Source organism: Rhodococcus sp. GQ147, from assembly GCF_059759155.1.
Genome location: NZ_JCAXDU010000007.1, coordinates 170,033 through 191,554 on the forward strand (window position 1 = coordinate 170,033; position 21,522 = coordinate 191,554).

General features: G+C 68.9%; 12 protein-coding genes. 10 read left to right on the plus strand and 2 right to left on the minus strand.

Annotation, left to right across the window (positions count from 1 at the left end):
• The first annotated feature begins 28 nt into the window (after positions 1-28).
• The 10 genes from AC6CID_RS10825 to AC6CID_RS10870 all read left to right on the plus strand — a co-directional run bounded on the left by AC6CID_RS10825 (position 29) and on the right by AC6CID_RS10870 (position 17,610).
• A complete protein-coding gene (locus AC6CID_RS10825) occupies positions 29-526 on the plus strand; it encodes a phosphatase PAP2 family protein (RefSeq protein ID WP_024102673.1) in 498 nt (165 codons plus the stop codon).
• Positions 523-1,428, plus strand: a complete 906-nt coding sequence (locus tag AC6CID_RS10830) for a decaprenyl-phosphate phosphoribosyltransferase (protein ID WP_033097846.1) — start codon at positions 523-525, stop codon at positions 1,426-1,428. Before AC6CID_RS10825 ends, AC6CID_RS10830 begins: the two co-directional genes overlap by 4 nt.
• A gap of 4 nt (positions 1,429-1,432) precedes the next feature.
• On the plus strand, positions 1,433-3,379 hold the full coding sequence (locus AC6CID_RS10835; protein ID WP_282189489.1) for an arabinofuranosyltransferase AftB family protein: 1,947 nt from the start codon (positions 1,433-1,435) through the stop codon (positions 3,377-3,379).
• 267 nt (positions 3,380-3,646) lie between these two features.
• Complete coding sequence (locus AC6CID_RS10840; protein WP_006553442.1) at positions 3,647-4,657, plus strand: alpha/beta hydrolase; 1,011 nt, start codon at positions 3,647-3,649, stop codon at positions 4,655-4,657.
• A 258-nt stretch (positions 4,658-4,915) separates the two neighbouring features.
• A complete protein-coding gene (locus AC6CID_RS10845; RefSeq protein WP_498353941.1) occupies positions 4,916-6,832 on the plus strand; it encodes an alpha/beta hydrolase-fold protein in 1,917 nt (638 codons plus the stop codon).
• A 132-nt stretch (positions 6,833-6,964) separates the two neighbouring features.
• The gene (locus AC6CID_RS10850) at positions 6,965-7,525 is read left to right on the plus strand and encodes a DUF732 domain-containing protein (protein WP_231781294.1); all 561 of its coding nucleotides are present in this window, start codon (positions 6,965-6,967) and stop codon (positions 7,523-7,525) included.
• A 20-nt stretch (positions 7,526-7,545) separates the two neighbouring features.
• Positions 7,546-8,505, plus strand: coding sequence for a cutinase family protein (locus tag AC6CID_RS10855; protein WP_006553445.1), 960 nt, complete (start codon positions 7,546-7,548; stop codon positions 8,503-8,505).
• A gap of 683 nt (positions 8,506-9,188) precedes the next feature.
• Positions 9,189-11,078: a long-chain-fatty-acid--AMP ligase FadD32 gene (gene fadD32, locus AC6CID_RS10860; RefSeq protein ID WP_006553446.1), complete on the plus strand. Its 1,890-nt coding sequence runs from the start codon at positions 9,189-9,191 to the stop codon at positions 11,076-11,078.
• A gap of 53 nt (positions 11,079-11,131) precedes the next feature.
• On the plus strand, positions 11,132-16,060 hold the full coding sequence (pks13, locus tag AC6CID_RS10865; protein ID WP_498353955.1) for a polyketide synthase Pks13: 4,929 nt from the start codon (positions 11,132-11,134) through the stop codon (positions 16,058-16,060).
• Positions 16,061-16,068: 8 nt separating this feature from the next.
• Positions 16,069-17,610: an acyl-CoA carboxylase subunit beta gene (locus tag AC6CID_RS10870; RefSeq protein WP_064061903.1), complete on the plus strand. Its 1,542-nt coding sequence runs from the start codon at positions 16,069-16,071 to the stop codon at positions 17,608-17,610.
• A gap of 82 nt (positions 17,611-17,692) precedes the next feature.
• On the opposite strand, the gene AC6CID_RS10875 is transcribed toward AC6CID_RS10870, so the two are convergent.
• Both AC6CID_RS10875 and AC6CID_RS10880 read right to left on the minus strand, forming a co-directional pair.
• The gene (locus AC6CID_RS10875) at positions 17,693-18,127 is read right to left on the minus strand and encodes a hypothetical protein (RefSeq protein ID WP_033097841.1); all 435 of its coding nucleotides are present in this window, start codon (positions 18,125-18,127) and stop codon (positions 17,693-17,695) included.
• A gap of 50 nt (positions 18,128-18,177) precedes the next feature.
• Positions 18,178-21,486: an arabinosyltransferase domain-containing protein gene (locus AC6CID_RS10880; RefSeq protein ID WP_024102683.1), complete on the minus strand. Its 3,309-nt coding sequence runs from the start codon at positions 21,484-21,486 to the stop codon at positions 18,178-18,180.
• Positions 21,487-21,522: the final 36 nt, after the last annotated feature.

Here is a 21,522-nt window from a genome sequence, read left to right on the forward strand (position 1 = left end):
ACGTCACTGGAAGAGCACCGACACCGAGGTGCGGGTGCTGCAGACCGTCCAGGCCACCGCCGGTGCCGTACCCGCAGCGACGACGATCGCCCGCGGCATGTCGCACTTCGGTGAGCACGCTCTCGGCTGGATCGCGATCGGCGCCGCCGGCGCCCTCGTCGACCGTCCCCGTCGCCGCAAGTGGGCGAGCGTGGCGGTCGGCGCGTTCGGTGCCCACGCGGCGTCCGTCGTCATCAAGCGGGTCGTGCGCCGTCCGCGGCCGGTGGACCCGACGGTGCAGGTCAACGTGTCCACGCCGAGCCGGCTGAGCTTCCCGTCGTCGCATGTGACGTCCACGACTGCGGCGGCCGTGCTACTCGCCCGCACCACCGGGCTACCCTTTCCCGCGGTGCTCGTGCCGCCCATGATGCTGTCCCGCCTGGTGCTGGGCGTGCACTATCCGACGGATGTACTGGCGGGTGCGGCACTCGGTGCGGCGTCCGCGGCCGTCGTGGCGCGGGCAGAGACGAAGTGGGGAGATCGATGAGCGAGGAACCGGCGCCCGTCAAGGAGGCGCCCAAGAGCCTGGGCGCCGGGATCGTCAAGGCGGTCCGTCCCCGACAGTGGGTGAAGAACGTCCTGGTGCTCGCGGCCCCGATGGCGGCCGGCTCGGTCACCCAGGTCGACGTGCTGCTGCCCGTCGCGCTCGCCTTCGTCGTCTTCTGTATGGCCGCCTCGGGCATCTACCTCGTCAACGACGCGATGGACGTCGAAGCCGACCGTGCACACCCCACCAAGCGGTTCCGGCCCATCGCGGCCGGCGTGCTCCCGGTGCGACTCGCGTACATCCTCGCGACGGTGCTGCTCGTCGGCTCGATCGCGCTGTCGTTCATCGCGAACTGGCAGCTCGCCGTCGTCATGGCGGTGTACATCGGCATCCAGCTCGCGTACTGCTTCGGGCTCAAGCACCAGGCCGTGCTCGACATCTGCATCGTCTCGTCGGGCTTCTTGATCCGTGCCATCGCCGGTGGCGTGGCCGCCGAGATCCCGCTGTCGCAGTGGTTCCTGCTGATCATGGCGTTCGGGTCGCTGTTCATGGCGGCCGGCAAACGGTACGCCGAGTTGCGCCTCGCAACCCGCACCGGCGCGAAGATCCGCAAGTCGCTCGAGTACTACACCGAGACCTACCTGCGGTTCGTGTGGACCGTCGCGGCGACGGCGGTCGTGCTCTGCTACGGCCTGTGGGCGTTCGAACAGGACAACGTGGCCGGTTCCAACTGGTACGCCATCTCGATGGTCCCGTTCGTCGTCGCCATCCTGCGCTACGCGGTCGACGTCGACGGCGGTGAAGCCGGCGAACCCGAGGAGATCGCCCTGAAGGACCGGGTGCTGCAGTTGCTCGCAGTGGTGTGGATCCTGGTGGTCGGCGGTGCTGTCTACCTCTTCTGACGTCGTGCACGGCGTCCACGACACCGAGGCCGGACCGTCCAGTACGGTCGGGCCCGTTCGGCGTGACCGCCTCACCGGCGGTGTGTTCGCCGCGGGTGTGGTCGTCTCCGCGTTCCTGATGTTCTGGGGAGCGTGGGAGCGGCGCTGGATCGCCGACGACGGTCTCATCGTCCTGCGAACCGTGCGCAACCTCCTCGCCGGCAACGGGCCGGTGTTCAACGCGGGGGAGCGCGTGGAGGCCAACACCTCCACCGCGTGGACGTACATCGTCTACGCGGGCGGATGGCTCACCGGCCTCCGCCTCGAATACGTGGTGCTCACGATCGCGCTCGTGTTGTCGACGGGCGCGATCGTCCTCGCCATGCTCGGCGCCGCACGCCTGTACCGGTGGCGACTGCGCGCCACCACGGGCACCGTGCTGCTCCTGCCCGCCGGTGTCCTCGTCTACATCGCGGTGCCCCCGGCCCGCGACTTCGCCACCTCGGGCCTCGAGTCCTGCCTGGTGATCTGCTGGCTCGGCCTGCTGTGGCTGCTCATGGCCCGGTGGGCGACCCCCACGCCGGGAGGGGACGGATCGCTCCCGGGTACCGGGCAGATCCTCGCCACGGCGTTCGTCGCCGGACTCGGCCCGCTCGTGCGACCCGAACTCGCGCTGGTCGCGGTGCTCGCACTCGCGATGCTGTTCCTCGCGCCCGGCCTCGACCTGCGCATCCGGGTCGCGATGGTCGCGGTCGCCGGGATGATCCCGATCGGTTACCAGATCTGGCGCATGGGCTATTACGGACTGCCCTATCCCAACACCGCGGTCGCCAAGGACGCCGGTGGTGCCAAGTGGTCGCAGGGCCTCGAATATCTCGGCAACCTCGTCTCGCCGTACCTGCTGTGGCTGCCGCTGCTGGTCCTCGCGGTCCTCGCCGCGCTCGTCCTCGCGACCAGCCGTGAGGTGGTGGGCCTCACCGCAGCGGCGGCGCGTCCCGATCCGCGCGACGTGCGGGCCACGCTGACCTGGGCGCAGAAGCTGTTGCGCACGCCGACCGCCGTCGTCGTGCTGTTCCTCGGCTCCGGTGTGCTGCTCGCGCTGTACTCGCTGCGTGTGGGCGGCGATTTCATGCACGGCCGCGTCCTCCTGCCGCCGCTGTTCTGCCTGCTCCTGCCCGTCGCCGTCGTCCCGCTGCGGATCCCGGACCGGGCGGAGCTCGGCAACAACCGGCCGACGCAGGTCGCGGGTGCGTTGGCCGTGCTGTGGCTGGGCACCGTCGTGTGGACGGCCGCCGCGGCCAACACGACCGGCATGACCGAGGGCGCCGTGGTGGGCCGATCCGGCATCGTCGACGAGCGCGCCTTCTACGCCCTCAACACCGGGCATCTGCATCCCATCCTGGCCGAGGACTATCTCGACTACCCACGTATGCGGGCCATGGTCGAGGCCATCGCGAACACCCCGAACGGCGGGCTGCTGCTGCCGACCCCCTCCTTCGACGCGTGGGACGTCGTGCCGCCACCCGAGCCCATCCCACCGGGCGGTGCCGGGCACACGGTGTTCTTCCTGAACCTGGGCATGACCAGCATGAACACCGGTCTGGACGTGCGGGTCGTCGACCAGATGGGCCTGGCCTACCCGCTCGCCGCGCACACCGAGCGTCTCGAGGACGGCCGGATCGGCCATGACAAGATCCTGTTCCCCGACTGGGTGGTCGCCGATTCGGGCATGGTCGACGTCCATCCGTGGATGCCGGGCTATCTCGACGAGGACTGGGTCGCGATGGCGAAGACCGCGCTGACCTGTCCCGAGACCCGGGAGATGATCGATTCCTCGAGCGCCGAACTCACGTGGGCACTGTTCAAGAGGAACCTGCGCAACGCGTTCGACTACGCCTCGTACCGGATCGAACGGGTGCCGAAGTACGAGATCCAGCGCTGTGACCTGCCGATGCCACCGCCGCGGGGGTGACGGCCGGACACCGAGATCAACTTGGCCCCCTTCGACTGTCTCGATAGGATCACGACGCATCACGGATAGGTAACATTCCGGCAGCGCGTGCTTGACCTATAGGTCAAGAGGTGCCCAAGAGCTGTTGAAACCAGGGTTTGTCAGAGATCACGCGGTCCTTTACAGTTTTGACCGCAGTGTGACTTGGGGCGGCCTTCCGCGGTCGTCATCGCCGGAATCCGGGGGACGCGAACGCGGACGCCGCAGACGAGAAAGAGAGCATTGTTCATGCGTTTTGTCCCGAGGTTGAGGCAGGGCCTTCGACGGCGACTGCTCGGCACCGCCGCCGCAGCTCTGGTCCTCCCCGTGGCTGCCGGCCTCGTCGGAACCACCGCCGCCGTCGCCGCGCCGGCGCAGGGAGCGCCGGTCTCGCACCGCGCGCCTGCAGGGGGCTTCGAAGAGGTCTTCGTCGAGTCCGACATGGGCCCGATCAAGGTTCAGATCCAGTGGGCTGCGCGCGGTGGCGACGCGGCGCTCTACATGCTCGACGGCCTGCGCGCTCGGGACGACGCGAACGCCTGGACTTTCGAGACGAACGCCCTGCAGCAGTTCGCGAACGACAACGTCAGCCTGATCATGCCGGTCGGTGGACAGTCGAGCTTCTACACCGACTGGTACGCGCCGTCCAACCTGAACGGCCAGGACATCACCTACAAGTGGGAGACGTTCCTGACGGAGCAGCTGCCCGACTATCTCGCCACCCGTGGCGTGTCGCGCAACAACAACGGCATTCTCGGCCTGTCGATGGGCGGTTCCGCCGCCCTGACCCTGGCCGCCTACCACCGCGACCAGTTCAAGTTCGCGTCGTCGTTGTCCGGCTACCTGAACCTGTCGGCTCCCGGCATGCGTGAGGCCATCCGCGTGGCGATGCTCGACGCCGGCCGGTTCAACGTCGACTCGATGTGGGGCCCGCCGTGGAGCCCGGCGTGGCTGCGCAACGACCCGTTCGTCTTCGCTCCGAAGCTCGAGGGTCTGTCGCTGTACATCTCGGCCGCCAGCGGTCTGCCCGGTGAGCACGACAACCCGCAGGGCTTCGTCGGCTACTACAACACCGCCAACGGCATGGCGCTCGAGGCGCTGTCCCTCGCCCAGACCCGCGCGTTCCAGCTCAAGCTGGCGACGCTCGGCATCCCGGCTACCTTCGACTTCCCGGCGCGCGGCACGCACGCATGGAAGTACTGGGAGGATCAGCTGTGGAAGGCACGCCCGCAGATCCTCGAGGCGCTGAACGCGTTCTGATCTCCGGTACGCACTGCTAGCAACGACGCCGCCCGCTCACCGATCCGGTGAGTGGGCGGCGTCGTAACTTTCTGCAACAATTTTCTCACCTGTCACAGCGCGGCACCCGCGATTCCGGGTGCCGCCGGTGTAGAAACAACATCCGGGACTCCGGTATCCCGAGTCGGCATACCCAGCCGGGCGCCCTGCCACTGCCGCCGTCGCGGTCCACCCGAAGCCGCACTTCGGCAGGAAATCCGGCAACGCAGAAAGTGAGCGATGCAGATGCGAACTGAGCTCGAGCACGGTGAGCGACGGACGGGGCCGAGCAGGAGAGCGGCTCGCGTCGCGGGTGCGCGGCGCAGAAGATCCCGTGCGCTCGCACTGATCGCCGCAGCCCTCGTCGCGCCCGTCGCCGCAGGTCTGACCACCGTCTCGGTGGCTACCGCCGATCCGCTCATCGCCCAGTCCGGCCCGACGAGCACTGCCGGTGCGACCGTCCGCTCTGTCGATTGGCTCACCGATCGCCGCGTCGCTCTGTGGATCGACTCGCCGTCGATGGGGACGCCGATCCAGGTGCAGCTGCTGCTCGCGCGCGACTGGAACAGCAAGCCCGACGCGAAGTTCCCGTCGGTGTTCATGCTCGACGGCATGCGCGCGCGCGACGACGAGAACGGGTGGACGCTCGAGACCGATGCGGAGGCGTTCTTCGCCGACAAGAACGTCAACGTCGTGCTGCCGGTGGGCGGCCAGTCGAGCTTCTACTCCGACTGGATCGATCAGAACAACGGACAGAACTACAAGTGGGAGACCTTCCTGACGAAGGAGCTCCCTCCGCTGCTCGAACGCGACTGGCGTACCACCGACAAGCGTGGCGTCGTCGGCCTGTCGATGGGCGGTACCGCCGCGATGTTCCTACCCGCCCGCAACCCGGGCTTCGCGCAGTTCGCGGCGTCGTTGTCCGGCATCCTCACCACGACCACCCTCGGCATGCCCGAGGCCATCCACTACGCGATGCAGGACGCCGGTGGTTTCGACTCCGAGGCGATGTGGGGTGCGCCCGGCTCCGAGGGCTGGGAGTCGCACGATCCCTACCTGCTCGCCGACAAGCTCAAGGGCGTGAGCCTGTACGTCTCGAGCGGCAGCGGCACCACCGGCCCCCACGACGATCCGTCGGGCATCCCCGGGGTCAGCACCAACTACGCCGGCATGGGCCTCGAGATCCTCTCGCGCCTCACCTCGCAGGCGTTCGCGACGAAGCTCGAGAAGCAGGGCATCCCCGCCCAGATCGTGTACCGGCCGTCGGGCACCCACACGTGGAAGTACTGGGAGTTCGAACTGCACCAGCTGTGGCCGCAGCTCGCCAACACCCTCGGGGTCGAGGTCGACAAGCCCGAGTGCAACCCCACCGGCGCCTTCGGCGATGTGGCGAACGTGAACGGTTGGCTCGGCGACTGCCTCACCGGTGAATACGACGTCGCCGGTGGCAAGGTGCAGGACTTCCGCCTCGGCCGCGTCTTCTCGTCCGACGGCACGACGGTGCCGGTCGCGGGTGCGATCGGCGGCGCCTACCAGGGTGTCGGCGGTCCGGCCGGGCAGCTCGGCTATCCGACCACCGAGGAACGCGTCGCACCCGACGGACGCGGACGGTTCAACCATTTCCGGAACGGCGCGATCTACTGGACGCCCGAGCACGGCGCCCACGCGGTCCGCGGAAAGATCTTCGAGGAATGGAAGAACCAGGGCTGGGAGGGCGGACCGCTCGGCTACCCGATCCTCGACGAGGCGGCGACCCCCGACGGCCGCGGCGCGGTCCAGGGCTTCGAGATCGGCGCCATGTATTGGGGCGAGGACACCGGCGCCCACGGCGTGCAGGGCATGATCCTCGACAAGTACTCCCAGCTCGGCTACGAGACGGGAGTCCTGGGCTACCCGACGGCCAGCGAGCAGCCCGCAGGGCGTGACGGTCGCTTCAACGAGTTTCAGCACGGCAACATCTACTGGAGCCCGCTCACCGGTGCCTGGCCGGTCCGCGGCAAGATCCTCGAGGCGTGGCTCGCCGAGAAGGGTGCCGAAGGACGTCTGGGCCTGCCGATCAGCGACGAGTTCCCGGCCGTGGACGGCAAGGGTGTCCAGCAGAACTTTCAGAACGGCTTCATCACCCTCGACGGCGACGAAGTGAAGCTGCAGCCGTAACCGAACGACAGCAGGGTCGGCCCGTGTAACCGGGGGAGGAGGGACGCTCCTACCGGCCGCACGGGCCGCTCTGTAGCCTGGGGCGCATCTGACCAAGTTCGACCGACATCCCGGATGTGAGGACCCCACCACATGCCTGCACGGACCCGCTCACGCTCGACCCGAGTCCTCGGCGCCCTCGCTGCGGCACTGACCGCCACGGCCGTTCTCTCCGCGTGCGGAAGCGACGACTCCACCGCGACGAACACGCCGACGACGTCTGCCGCCACGGAAACCTCGGCGTCGACATCGACCTCCGCGGCCGAGACATCCCCCGGCGCAGCCGGGGCCGAGACCACGGGCGAGACCGAGACGAGCGAGGCGTCCCCGGCTCCGTCCTCGCCCGCTGCCGGAGACGACGATGCCGGAGAGGCCACGGGGGCGGCACCCGCTCCCACGCCCGGCGCACAGGCCTTCCTCGACGGTCTCCGCGCCGAGGGCGTCGAGCCCAGCGACGAGACCGGCGCGGTGAACATCGCCGACTACATCTGCAGCGCCCAGGCGCAGGGCGGGTCGCCGGAGGAGATCAAGGTGTTCGTGACCGCGCTCGTGGGTAGTGATGCTGCAGCCGGTGGTGTCGAGTTGTCGGAGGATCAGGCCTCCTCGACGGCCGACACGTACATCGCCGTCGCCGGCGAGACGTACTGCAACTAGGGAACGCGGGGACAGCACGAATGGTCAGGACGAAGCAGCGTCGCGGACGCAGGATCGTGGTCGTGGGGGCGCTGCTCGTCCTGGCGATCGTGCTGGTGCTCTGGTACATGCTCGCGGGGCGGCTGGACATCCCGTCGCCGATTCCTACCCCGCCCGGGCCGGAGGAGCCGCAGTCGCAGCCGGCCTCGTGCCCCGACGTGCAGGTCGTCGCGGTGCCGGGCACCTGGGAGTCCGCGGTGGGCGACGATCCGTACGCTCCGGCCGCGAACCCGTACTCGCTCATGCTCAACGTGACGAGGCCGCTGCAGGAGCGTTTCGATGCCCAACGCGCCGATGTCTACACGGTGCCGTACGTCGCGCAGTTCTCGAACCCCATCGCGATCCCGCCGGACGGCCAGCAGTCCTACAACAACAGCCGCAGTGAGGGATTCGCGGCCACCACCGACATCCTCGCGCGACGCTCGGCCGAGTGCCCGCTGACCACCTACGTGCTCACCGGTTTCTCGCAGGGCGCCGTGATCGTGGGCGACGTCGCCGCGCAGATCGGTGCCGGCAACGGCCCGGTCCCCGCCGACCGGGTGCTCGGTGTCGCACTCGTTGCCGACGGTCGCCGCGACGGGGTCTCGGGCACCGACATCGGTGCGCCCGTCGCCGGAGTGGGCGCCGAACTGTCGCTCGACGGCCTGCGGCTGCCGGGGATCACGATGACCGGCGCGCGTCCCGGTGGCTTCGGGGAGCTCGACGACCGCACGATCCAAATCTGCGCGCCCACGGACAGTATCTGTGACGCACCACCGAACGCGCTGAATCCCGCCAACTGGATGTCGGCCGCTCCGCGCCTGCTCGAGTACGTCAACAACCCGATCCACGCGATGTACAACACCTACGTCGTGGACGAGAACGGCACGACCGCGACGCAGTGGATCGCGAACTGGGCGGCGGAGAAGATCGATGCCGCACCGGAACCCGCAGAAGAATGAGGTGCGGCCGTCGCTGCACGCGGGGGAGGTTCGGGTCCGAGTGAACCCTCCCACATATTACTCGCCGGTAGTGTCCGATCTCACCACCCGGTACACTCGAAAGACGGGCTGCCTTTAGACTCATCCCTCGGCTGCGGCCCGGCCGTCCGGGATCGTGGCGCACGACGACTGCCACAGGAGAAGAGGTTCATGGTGCCAGTGACGGCACGGCGAACGGCCGGCCCCCTCCGGGGGCGTAGCGACGGCCCGCGACCGGGAATGATCCTTGTCACGAGCTCTCGCCTCGGTCGGGCGTACGTACCGGGGCGCCGATCCTGGGCAGCAGAGGGCGGCGGGTTGCACCGTCGGTCGGTGTCGGCGTCGAAAAACCCTCGCACACAATCGGATCGTGTGCTCGTCTCGTTCGACGGGCGCGGAATGTGTGTGTGAAGACGACCATGTCGTATCTTTGTGTTTCCCGTGTGCGAGGGGAAGCGTTCTTCCCGGCGACCGCACTTTGCGTGGGTGCGCGTGATGCCGATCTGTAACATATTCGTGATCTGGGGTCGATGGACACGTTCGAGGAACGGACCGCCGGAAGCCGTGGGGGGCGGTATCGGTACGACGATCCGCCGGCGCGGAGGAAAAGTTAGTGGCGCAACCATGTCGAGTGGTTGTGGGATCGCTTCGACAGGGAGAAGGAATTGAGCGTCGGGTTCGAAGAGTTCATCGATGAGAACGGGCGGATCAGGCTGCCTGAAGGGCAGACCCTGCTCGATCACCTCGAGGGGAACTTCGCTTCAAACGGTGACGACCTCGCCTACCGGTACATCGACTACTCGCGGGAACGCGACGGCGAGGTGCACGAGCTGACCTGGGATCAGTTCGGCGTGCGCATCAAGGCCATCGCCGCGCGCCTGCAACAGGTCACCGCTCCCGGCGACCGCGTCGCGATCCTCGCTCCGCAGGGCCTCGACTACGTCGTGTCCTTCTTCGCCGCGATCTACGCCGGCACCATCGCCGTGCCGCTGTTCGATCCCGACGAGCCCGGCCACACCGATCGCCTGCACGCCGTTCTCGGCGACTGCACCCCCAGCGCGATCCTCACCGCCACCTCGTCCGCGGCCGGCGTGCGGCAGTTCTTCCGCCCGCTCCCCGCTGCGCAGCGTCCCCGCGTGATCGCCGTCGACGCCATCCCCGACTCGGTCGCCGAGTCCTGGAACCGGCCGCCCATCGGCACCGACGACATCGCGTACCTGCAGTACACCTCCGGCTCGACCCGCGTTCCCGCCGGCGTCGAGATCACTCACCGCTCGGTGCTCACCAACGTCATCCAGATGGCCGACTCCATCGAGCTCGACGAGTCGTCGCGCGGCGTGACCTGGCTGCCGCTGTTCCACGACATGGGCCTGCTCACGGTGATCCTGCCCGCGGTCGGCGGCAAGTACATCACCATCATGAGCCCGCGTGCCTTCGTGGCCCGGCCGAGCCGCTGGATCCGCGAGCTCGCCGCCGTCTCCGACGGTGCCGGCACCTTCGCCGCCGCCCCGAACTTCGCGTTCGAGCACGCTGCGGCACGCGCGGTCCCCAAGCCGGGCGAAGAACTCGACCTGAGCAACGTCATCGGCCTGATCAACGGCAGCGAGCCGGTCACCACGTCGTCGATGCGCAAGTTCAACGAGGCATTCGGGCCCTACGGTCTGCCCCGCACGGCGATCAAGCCGTCCTACGGCATGGCCGAGGCCACCCTGTTCGTCTCCTCCACCCGTCACAGCGACGAGGCGAAGGTCATCTACGTCGACCGCACCGCACTCAACGCGGGCCGGGTCATGCGCGTCGAGCCCGATGCCGAGAACGCCATCCCGCAGGTCTCCTGCGGTTACGTCGCACGCAGCCAGTGGGCCGCGATCGTCGACGCCGAGACCGGCACCGAGATGCCCGACGAGCAGGTCGGCGAGATCTGGCTGCACGGCGAGAACATGGGCATCGGCTACTGGGGTCGCAAGGAAGAGACCGACAACACCTTCCACAACCGCATCACCAAGCGTCTGGCCGAGGGCAGCCACGCCGAGGGCACTCCGGACGACAGCAAGTGGCTGCGCACCGGCGACTACGGCGTCTACATCGACGGCGAGCTCTACATCACCGGTCGCGTCAAGGACCTCGTGATCGTCGACGGCCGCAACCACTACCCGCAGGACCTCGAGTTCTCGGCGCAGGAGGCCAGCTCCGCGCTGCGTCCCGGCTTCGTCGCGGCGTTCGCGGTGCCGGCCAACCAGCTGCCGCGCGAGGTGTTCGACAACGACGCCTCCGGCCTGCAGTTCGATGCCGACGATTCGTCGGAGCAGCTCGTGATCGTCGCCGAGCGCGCTCCCGGCGCCGGCAAGGCCGATCCGCAACCGATCGCCGACGCGGTACGTGCCGCGATCTCGTCCCGGCACGGTGTCACCGCCCGCGACGTGCTGCTCGTGCCGGCCGGTTCGATCCCCCGTACGTCCAGCGGAAAGATCGCGCGTCGGGCGTGCAAGACCGCATATGTCGAGGGAACGCTGCGTGGTGGTTACCAGCAGCAGGCCTTCCCGGACAGCGTGTAAGAACGAATGTCCTCTTTCCCGGGTAGCGTGGTGGGTTGATGTCTGACACTGAAATGACGGTTGCGCAGCTGCGCGAATGGCTGCGCAACTGGATCGCCGACGCGACCGGGCAGCCGGTCTCCCAGATCTCGGACGATCGTCCGATGGAGGAGTTCGGGCTGTCCTCCCGGGACGCCGTCGCCATGGCGGGTGAGATCGAGGAACTCCTCGGTGTCACCCTCAACGCGACGATCGCCTACCAGCACCCGACGATCGCGTCGCTCGCGACGCGCATCATCGAAGGTGAGCCCGAGGCACCCGCCGAGGACGACTCCGCCCTGTACACGGTCGGTGCCGCGGCGGGTTCGAAGGACGTCGCCATCGTCGGTCTGTCCACCCGTTTGCCGGGCCACGTCGACACCCCCGAACAGATGTGGGAGCTGCTCGCGTCCGGACGCGACGGCATCTCCGATCTGCCCGAGGGCCGCTGGTCGGAGTTCGAGAACGATCCCGCCGTGTGGGAGTCGATCCGCAACGCCAACACCAGGGGCGGCTACCTCGACGACGTCAAGGGCTTCGACGCCGAGTTCTTCGCGATGTCGCCGCGCGAGGTCGAGATGGTCGACCCGCAACAGCGCCTCGCGCTGGAGCTGACCTGGGAAGCACTCGAGCACGCGCACATCCCGCCGAGCGACCTCAAGGGCGGCTCGGTCGGTGTGTTCATCGGCAGCTCGGCGAGCGACTACATGCTCCTCGCGGTCGGTGATCCGTCCGCAGCGCATCCCTACGCGCTCACCGGCACCTCCACCGCGGTCATCGCGAACCGCGTGTCGTACTTCTACGACTTCCACGGCCCGTCGGTCACGCTCGACACGGCGTGCTCGTCGTCGCTGGTCGCCGTGCACCAGGCCGTACGTGCGCTGCGTAACGGCGAAGCCGACGTCGCCCTCGCCGGTGGCGTCAACATGCTGCTCGCCCCGGCCGGCACCCTCGGCTTCGACGAACTCGGCGTGATGGCACCCGACGGCCGCATCAAGGCGTTCTCCGCCGACGCCGACGGCATGATCCGCGCCGAGGGCGGGGGTCTCGTCGTGCTCAAGCGTCTCGAGGACGCCGAGCGCGACGGCGACGACATCCTCGCGGTGATCGCCGGTTCGGCCGTCAACCAGGACGGCCGCTCCAACGGCCTGGCCGCTCCCAACCCCGAAGCGCAGGTCGACGTGCTGCGCCGCGCCTACCGCGACGCGCAGATCCTGCCGTCCGGTGTCGACTACATCGAGGCGCACGGCACCGGCACGGTGCTCGGCGACCCGATCGAGGCCGACGCGCTCGGCCGCGTCGTCGGTCGTGGCCGCGAGGACGACAAGCCGGTCCTGCTCGGTTCGGCCAAGACCAACTTCGGTCACCTCGAGTCCGCCGCGGGTGCGGCCGGTCTCATCAAGGTCGTTCTCGCGATGCAGAACGATCAGCTGCCCCCGACGCTCAACTACACCGCGCCCAACCCGTACATCCCGTTCGACAGCGCGCACCTGAAGGTCATCCCCGAGGGCGCGAAGTGGCCGCGCTACACCGGTCGCGCCGTCGCCGGTGTATCCGGCTTCGGTTTCGGTGGCACGAACGCGCACGTCGTCGTGCGCGAGTACACCGGCCCCGAGGGGCTCGAAGCGTCCGAGGCCGAGGTCGAGGTCCTGCCGGAGGAGATCCCCGCCGCGGAGACGACCGAGCAGACCCGCGAGCTGCCCGTCCTGCTCGCCATCTCCGCTGCGATGCCGTCGCGTCGCCGCCGTGCCGCCGCCGATCTCGCCGACTGGCTCGAGACCGAGAAGGGCAGCACGACGCCGCTCGCCGACGTCGCCCGCACGCTCGCTCGTCGCAACCACGGCCGGTCCCGCGCGATCGTCGTGGCGAGCAACCACGGTGAGGCGATCGCCGGTCTGCGTGCCGTCGCCGCCGGCAAGCCCGCGCAGGGCGTGTTCACCGCCGACGCTCCCGCCTCCAAGGGCGCGGTGTGGGTGCTCTCCGGCTTCGGTGCCCAGCACCGCAAAATGGCCAAGCAGCTGTACCTGGAGAACCCGGTCTTCGCGGCGGCCGTCGACGAGGTCGACGAGCTGATCTACGACGAGTCGGGCTACTCCATGAAGGAGAAGTTCCTCGACGACGCGCAGGACTACGACGTCGAGACGGCGCAGGTCGGCATCTTCACGATCCAGATCGGTCTCGCCGCGCTGCTGCGCCACCACGGTGCCGAGCCCGCCGCGGTCGTCGGCCACTCGATGGGTGAGGCCGCCGGCGCCTACATCTCGGGCGGACTCTCGCTCGAGGACGCCGTGCGCGTCATCTGCTCGCGTTCGCGTCTGATGGGTGAGGCCGAATCCGGCCTGACCGGCGACGACATCCGCCTCATGGCGCTCGTCGAGTACAGCGCCGCCGAGATCACCGACGTGCTGCCCGACTTCCCGCAGCTCGAGGTCTGCGTCTACGCGGCGCCGACGCACACCGTCATCGGTGGCCCGCAGGAGCAGGTCAACGCGATCGTCGCGCGTGCCGAGGCCGAGGAGAAGTTCGCCCGGGTCCTGCAGACCAAGGGTGCGAGCCACACCTCGCAGGTCGATCCGATCCTCGGCGAGCTCGCGGCCGAGCTCGCCGGCATCGAACCGCACCGTCTGAAGGTCGACCTGTACTCGTCGGTCGATCAGGAGACCCTCTACCGTGCAGGTCACGAGGGCATCCACGACGTGGAGTACTGGACCAAGGGCATGCGCCACAGCGTGTACTTCACGCAGGCGATCCGGCAGGCGCTGTCCGACGGGCACACCACCTTCGCCGAGCTCAACGCCAACCCCGCGACGCTCATGTCGGTCGCGGCGACGGCCTTCGACGCCGGTGTGCAGGACGGCCAGTTCATCCAGACGCTCAAGCGCAAGGAGGACGAGTCCCTCGGTGTGCTGACCGCGCTCGCGCAGTTGTACGTGCACGGGCAGTCCGTCGATCTGAAGACGTTGCTGCCGGAAGGCGACTACGCCGACCTGCCGCGCACCGCCTTCCTGCGCAAGCCGTACTGGGTCGACGCCAGCATCGGCACCTCCGGCAACGGCCGCGCGCCCGGCGCCCGGGTCGCACTGCCCGACGGCCGCTACGTGTGGGAGGTGCAGGCATCCGCCGTCACCGATGCGGCCGAGCTGGTCGTCGCGGCGGCCTCGCAGGTGCTGTCCGATGTCACGCTCACCGCGTCCATCCCGCACACCGACGTCCCCGCGACCGGCACCCTCACCACGACGCTCACCCGGCACCCGGGTGGCGCGTCACTGCAGGTGCACGCGAACACCGGCGACGGTTTCACGCTCGTCCACGAGGGTGTCGTCACCTCCGGTGAGCCGCTGCCCGCGCCCGTCGCGGTGGCCGCGAAGCCGGCCGCGCAGGCCGAGGAGCTTCCCGAGGTCGTCGAGTCGTTCGGCGACCAGTGGGATCCCAACGGATCGCAGAGCCTCGACGACCGCCTGACGCTGATCGTCGCCGAGTCCATGGGTTATGCGCCCGAGGATCTGCCCGCCGAGATCCCGCTCATCGAGCTGGGCCTCGACTCGCTCATGGCGGTCCGCATCAAGAACCGCGTCGAGTACGAGTTCGACATCCCGCAGCTGCAGCTGTCGGCGGTCAAGGACGCGAGCCTGCGCGACGTCGCGAAGTACCTGCGATACGCCGTCGAGAACCGCGAGGAGATCGCGCAGCTCGCCGAGCAGCAGGCCGCCGAGAAGGCGGCCGAACGCGCCGCCGCTGCGGAGCAGGACGATCTTCCCGAGGTCGAGGACACCACCGCGGTGGGCGAGGCCGAGCAGATTCTCGCCGAAGCCGAAGCCGAAGCCGAAGCCGAAGCCGAAGCGCAGACCGCGCCCGAGACGGCCGAGCCCGAGCAGGAGTCGAGCGGTGTCGACGTGCCGCCGCGCGACGCCGCGGAACGGTTGACCTTCGCCTCGTGGGCCGTGGTCACGGGCAAGTCGGCCAAGGGCATCTTCAACCCGTTGCCGAAGCTCGACCGCGATGTCGCCGAGAAGCTCGCGGCACGGCTGACCGAGCGGGCCGAGGGTGAGATCACCGTCGACGACGTGCTCTCCGCCCCGACCGTCGAGCAGCTCGCCGAGACCGTCCGTCAGCATCTCGAATCCGCCGATCGCATCGACGGACTCGTGCGCACCCTGCGGCCCCGCGCCGAGGGATCGGACACCGTGCCGGTCTTCGTCTTCCACCCCGCGGGTGGTTCGACGGTCGCGTACGAGCCGCTGCTGCGCCGCCTGCCCGCGCACACCCCGGTGTTCGGTTTCGAGCGCACCGAGGGCCCGATCGACACCCGCGCACAGGCGTACCTGCCGCTCATCAAGGAGATCCAGGGCGACGGCCCGTACGTGCTGTGCGGCTGGTCGCTCGGCGGTGTCCTGGCCTACGCGGTGGCCCGTCTGCTCCGCGAGGAGGACAAGGACGTGCGTCTCGTCGGCCTCATCGACACCGTCATGGCCGGTGAGAAGGTCGAGGACACGCCCGACGAGATCCGCAAGCGCTGGCAGCGTTACTCGGCGTTCGCGAAGAAGACCTACGGGGTCGACGCGCCGCTGCCCTACGACCTGCTGGCCGAGGCCGGCAGCGACGAGGAGCAGATCGGCATCCTGATGGGTCTGCTCGAGCTGAGCGGGGCGCAGATCCCCGGCGGCATCATCGAGCACCAGCGCACGTCGTGGCTCGACAACCGCGCCATCCAGACCGCGGAGCTGCTGCCCTACGACGGCAAGGTCGTGCTGTACATGGCCGACAAGTATCACGACGACGCGATCGATCTCGAGCCGGCCTTCGGGACCCGGCTGCCCGACGGTGGGTGGGGCGAGGTCGTCGCGGATCTCGAGGTCGTGCACGTCGGCGGCGATCACCTGCAGATCGTCGACGAGCCGTACATCTCGAAGGTGGGGGAAGACCTGACCCGCAAGCTGGCCGACATCGAGGCCTCGAGGAGCTGAACGAAGAAGTGAGCACCACGGCACAGAAGCTGGCCGAGCTGCGCGAGAAGCTGGAGATCGCGAAGGAGCCTGCCGGCGAACTCGCGATCGCCAAGCGCGCGAAGAAGGGCATCCCGAGCGCTCGCGAGCGCATCGACATGCTGCTCGACAGGGGCAGCTTCGTCGAGATCGGCGCGCTGATGAAGACGCCCGGCCGCGACGATGCGATGTACGGCGACGCCGTCGTCGTCGGGCACGGCACGGTCGACGGCCGCCCGGTCGCGGTGTTCTCCCACGACCAGACCGTCTTCGGCGGCAGCGTCGGTGAGATGTTCGGCCGCAAGGTCGCCGCGGTCCTTGACTTCGCCCTCAAGATCGGTTGCCCCGTCGTCGGCATCAACGACTCCGGTGGTGCCCGCGTGCAGGACGCCGTCACCTCGCTCGCCTGGTACGGCGAGATCGGCAAGCGTCACGAGCCGCTGTCGGGTCTGTGCCCGCAGATCTCGGTGATCGTCGGCAACTGCGCCGGTGGTGCGGTCTACGCGCCGATCAACACCGACGTCGTGGTCGCCACCGAAGGCGCCCACATGTTCGTCACCGGCCCGGACGTCATCAAGGCGGTCACCGGTGAGAACGTGAGCCTCGAGGAGCTCGGCGGTGCCCGTCAGCAGGCCGAGTACGGCAACGTGCACCACGTCGCGCCGGATGAGAAGGCCGCTTTCGAGTGGGTGCGGCAGTACCTGAGCTACATGCCGTCCAACGCGCAGGAGAAGCCTCCGATCATCAATCCTGGTCTCGAACCGGAGCTCACGCCCGACGATCTCGAACTCGACACGTTCATGCCCGACGCCGACAACTCCGGCTACGACATGCACGACATCCTGCTGAAGATCTTCGACGACGGCGAGTTCCTCGAGGTCCGCTCACAGACCGCGCCGAACATCATCACCGGCTACGCCCGCGTCGACGGCCGGGCGGTGGGCGTGGTGGCGAACCAGCCGCTGTACCTGTCGGGTGCCCTCGATGCGGCTGCTGCCGACAAGGCGGCGCACTTCGTGCGCGTGTGCGACGCCTACGACATCCCGCTCGTGTTCGTCGTCGACACCCCCGGCTTCCTGCCCGGTGTCGAGCAGGAGAAGATCGGCGTCATCAAGCGTGGCGGCCGCTTCTTGTTCTCATATGTCGAGGCGTCGGTCCCGAAGGTGACCGTCGTGGTCCGCAAGGCCTACGGTGGCGGTTACGCCGTGATGGGGTCGAAGCAGCTCGGCGCCGACATCAACTTCGCGTGGCCCACCGCGCGTATCGCCGTGATGGGTGCCGAATCGGCTGTCGCGGTGATCGGGCGCCGGCAGATCGAGGCCGCGGGCGAGAACGCTCCGGCGGTCCGTCAGCAGCTCATCAACTTCTACAACGAGCATGTCGCGACGCCGTACATCGCGGCCGAGCGCGGATACGTCGACGCGGTGATCGAGCCGTCGACCACCCGTCTCGAGATCCGCAAGGCGCTGAACCTTCTTCGCGACAAAGAAGTGTTCAAGAACCCGCGGAAGCATCACCTGCTGCCGCTGTAGAGCCGTTGCCGACGGGGCCTGTGCACCAGTGCGTGCACAGGCCCCGTCGGGTGTATCCGACGCCGCCCCACCGGGCCGGGGGTCAGGGCACGGTCCAGGAACCCCGGCCCGGCAGGAAGGTGATGTCGGTGGTCGTCACGACCGCCTCGATACGTCCGGAGCCGGTCTCGAACCAGGGGTATTCCCATCCTGCGGAGGGGATGGGCGGGTAGATCGGCAGGGTGACGGTGCCACGCTGTCCGGTGGTGACGTTCGTCCAGTTCACGAGGCACGGGCACTGGAAGCTGCTGCCGAATCGCGAGAAGCCGGGACGCTCGGGGTCCACACCGACGGTCACGCCCTCGTTGACGAGGAGACCTCCCCACCCTGCGGAACCTGTGCCACCGACCGCGCCGATCACAGGGCTCAGGGTCGTAGCCGCCACAGGCTCCGCGGACGCTGCGGGAGCGGTGACCACACCGAGTGCGAGCGCCGCGCCCAGGGCTGCCGTGAATGCGATCTTTCTCGAGGTCGTCATGCCCTGTGTGTCGCCCGTCGGCGTCACTTCCGTTACTCGCGCCTCATCCGTCACTCGTAGACGCGCATCGGCGCGGGTTTCCACAACCCGGACCTCGTCACCTCGGTGGTGGTCAGTTCGGCCGGCTGCGCATTCGGGTAGAAGCGCACGTACCGCTCCACCGAACCCCAGTCGCGCCCCCAGTCGTTCTCGAGGTAGGTGGGCACCTGCTCGGGTCGCGCCAGGACCTCCGCGAAGCCGAGCGGGCCACCGTTGTCGGCCGACTGCCAGGTGTCGGTCGACGACACCGCGAGCGGACGGTCGGGGAGGACCCGGTAGTTCGGCATCTCGGCCACACCGGCCCAGTGGTCGAACGGCCGCTGGCACGGGAACTGCAGACCCACGGCCCAGTCCAGCAGGAGCGGCTGCTCGGAACCGAGCTGGGCGTCGAGCCGCTCGAGGGTGGGGACGCGCGGCGGCGTGAACGCCAGCCACTGGTCGCCGGTGAGGTTGGGGTCGTTGGCGACGATGCGGACGGCGTCGACGTCGTCGGGCAGGTCGGCGAGCGGCACACGCAGGTTCCGCCACGACGGTGCGGGGCCGATGTCGCGCGGCAGGTAGGTGCCCTTCGCCTCGACGCTGCCGTCGGCCTGGCGGGTGCCGTACTCGACGAGCAGCGACTGGCCGTAGGTCAGTGCACCGGTGTCGTCGTACGACCAGATGCGACCGGCCGCGGAGATGATCACCAGCGGCGTCTCGTCGGTGATCCCGGGAAGGGCGTACCAGCTGGAGGTGAGCGCGGCGGGTTCCTGCACACCCTCCTGGTAGCTGCCGAGCACCGGGGTGACGGACGGGTCGAGCCCGAAGGGCAGACGCACGGTGCTGCCGTTGACGGTCTGCTCACCGGAACCACCCGTGGTGCCGCCGCCCGCGCCCGTCTCGAAGGTCGGGCCGACGCTCTGGTTGTCGGTGTTGCCCTGGCCCGGCTTGACCTCGACGTAGTCGGCGGTCAGGTCGGACGGCACGCCGTCGGGAGTGAAACCGCGCGGCGCCGCACCGGCGAGCGGGTCGTCGTTTGCCGGCGGATCGGCGGGGTCGATGATCGGTTCGAGGCGTCCCTCGTTGGGGTCGGCCTCGACGAGCACGTCGTTCGCGAGACCGCAGGTCTGCCCGGCGACCGCCCCGATGTTGGAGCGAGCGAGCGAGTACGCCGGGTATTGCGACACCGCGCCCTTGAGCAGCGACAGCACCTCGAACAGCACCATCACCGCGGCGACGACCGTGAGCGGCGCAGCCGCGAGGGCGCGGATCCGCCGGCCCTTCTTCGTCTCGGGCGACTCCGGCGGCGGTGCGTAGCCCTCGCGGAGGTACTGCCACGCGACGAGCACCAGGGCGAGACCGAACAGGACCAGGAACAGCGAGCTCGACTGGTAGCCGCTCAGCGAGACGGTCTTGTCGAACCACGGCACGCCGTAGCTCGAGACGTACCACCAGCCGTTGATGCCGGCGAACGACACCGCCAGGACGAACAGCACTCCGGCGAGGAAAATCGTGCGGTTGCGCCGCGACCGCAATGCGCTCGCGGAGACCACGACGGCCGTGACCGTCGCGAGCGATCCGGCAATGCCTGCGTACGCCCCGAAGTGGTGGGTCCACTTCGTGGGGTTGAACATCATGAAGAAGATCGTGCCGAAGACGATGCCGAGCAGACGCCAGGTCGGGCTCACGGCGACGCCGGGGATCCGGCGGCGGCGCAGCAGCACGAACAGCGTCGTGAACAGGCACAGCAGCATCGTGAGGAACGCGAAGCGGCGCGGCAGTGAACCGTCGACGGTCTGCACCATCAGGTAGTAGTAGCGGAGGAAGTCGTTCCACCACTCCTCGTTGGGGCCGATGATGGTGCGCACGCGGGTCGCCTCGAGGACCGCGGCGAGGGTCTGGTCGGAGAACACCACGACGAGCACGAGCATCCCGGCGGCGCCGATCGGGGCGAGCAGTGGCAGGGTGCCGACCTCGCGGTGGCGGCGCACGATGATCCGCGTCATCGGCCGGATGCCGGCGATGAGCGCGGCGATACACATCAGGCCGGTCGGTGCAGCGGCGAGGGTGAAGGCGCCGATGAACACCGCCGTCGCGGCGGGCAGCAGACGACCGGTCGCGATGGCGCGTTCGATCGAGCACCAGGTCAGCAGCGCACCGAGCGCGACGATCGGCTCGGGCCGCAGACCGTTGTTGTAGGGCAGCCAGAAGGCGAGGAAGACCAGTCCACCGGTCCACAGTGCGATGCGGTTGTGCCGCACGGCCCGGCCGAGACGCGGCACCACCTCACGGCTGATGACCATCCAGCACAGGATTCCGGCGATCAGTGCCGGGATGCGCATCCATGGGCTGGCCGTGGAGATCTTCGCGAACGCCGCCAGCACGTCGTAGTACCAGCCGAAGGGAGCTTCGGGGACACCGAACCAGCGGAAGTAGTTGGCCATGTAGCCGGAGTTCTCCGCCGCCCGGGCCATGGTCAGCAGGTAGCCGTCGTCCGAGGTGTTCGCGCCGAAGAAGTGCCAGCCGACGAGCGTGAGGACCACGACGACGTCGACGCCGGTGAACTTCCACCAGCGGGACGGCAGGAAGCGGCGGTGACCGCGACCGTCCGTGCCGTCGAGCTTGGCCAGCGCGCCGAGCGCGAGTGCCGTCGACAGCACCGCGAGGACCATCGCGAGGGACTTGACCAGCGTCGGCGACGACGTGAACCGGGAATCGACATCGACGGTGACGTCGAGGCCGGGAACCGCGGTCGGCAGGTCGCTGAACACGCCCACGACGAGCGGCCGCAGGTCGCCGGTGAGCTCACCCGACCGCGGGTTGCCGTTCTCGTCCGAGAGGCCGACGAACTCGGCGGTGGTGCGTTCGGAGTCGGAGAAGATCTGCAGTTCGCTGCACGCACCCGACTCGACGTCGGCGCGCGGCGCGGTCGCGACCACCACGTTGCGGTCGAGCACGTCGACGTTCTCGGCGCCGACCCGCACGAACATCGCGTTGAGGGCGGCGTCCTGCCCGTTGGTGGGGGCGGTCGCGAGCAGCATCCCGCCGTCGCCGGGCATCTCCGCGACGGCGCTGCACGGCACGGTGGCGCGGAGCTGGAGGGGGACCTGCGACATCAGCGGCAGTTCGACGTCGGTCGCCGCCGCGTCCTGCGGCCACGACATCGTCGCCTCGGTCACGCGGACCGGGAGAAACGGTGTGGCCAGCGCCAAGATCATGCCGAGCAACCCGGCGACGACGGCGACGAGTCGCGCAGTCCGGTACCGAGTGCGAAGGTCCTCGCCCATCGACCGGGGGGCGGTCGGAGCGGGCGCGGGTGAGGTCGTCACGTCGTCGGGCACGGGAGTCGATGGTATCCGGCGACGTGGTGTGACGGC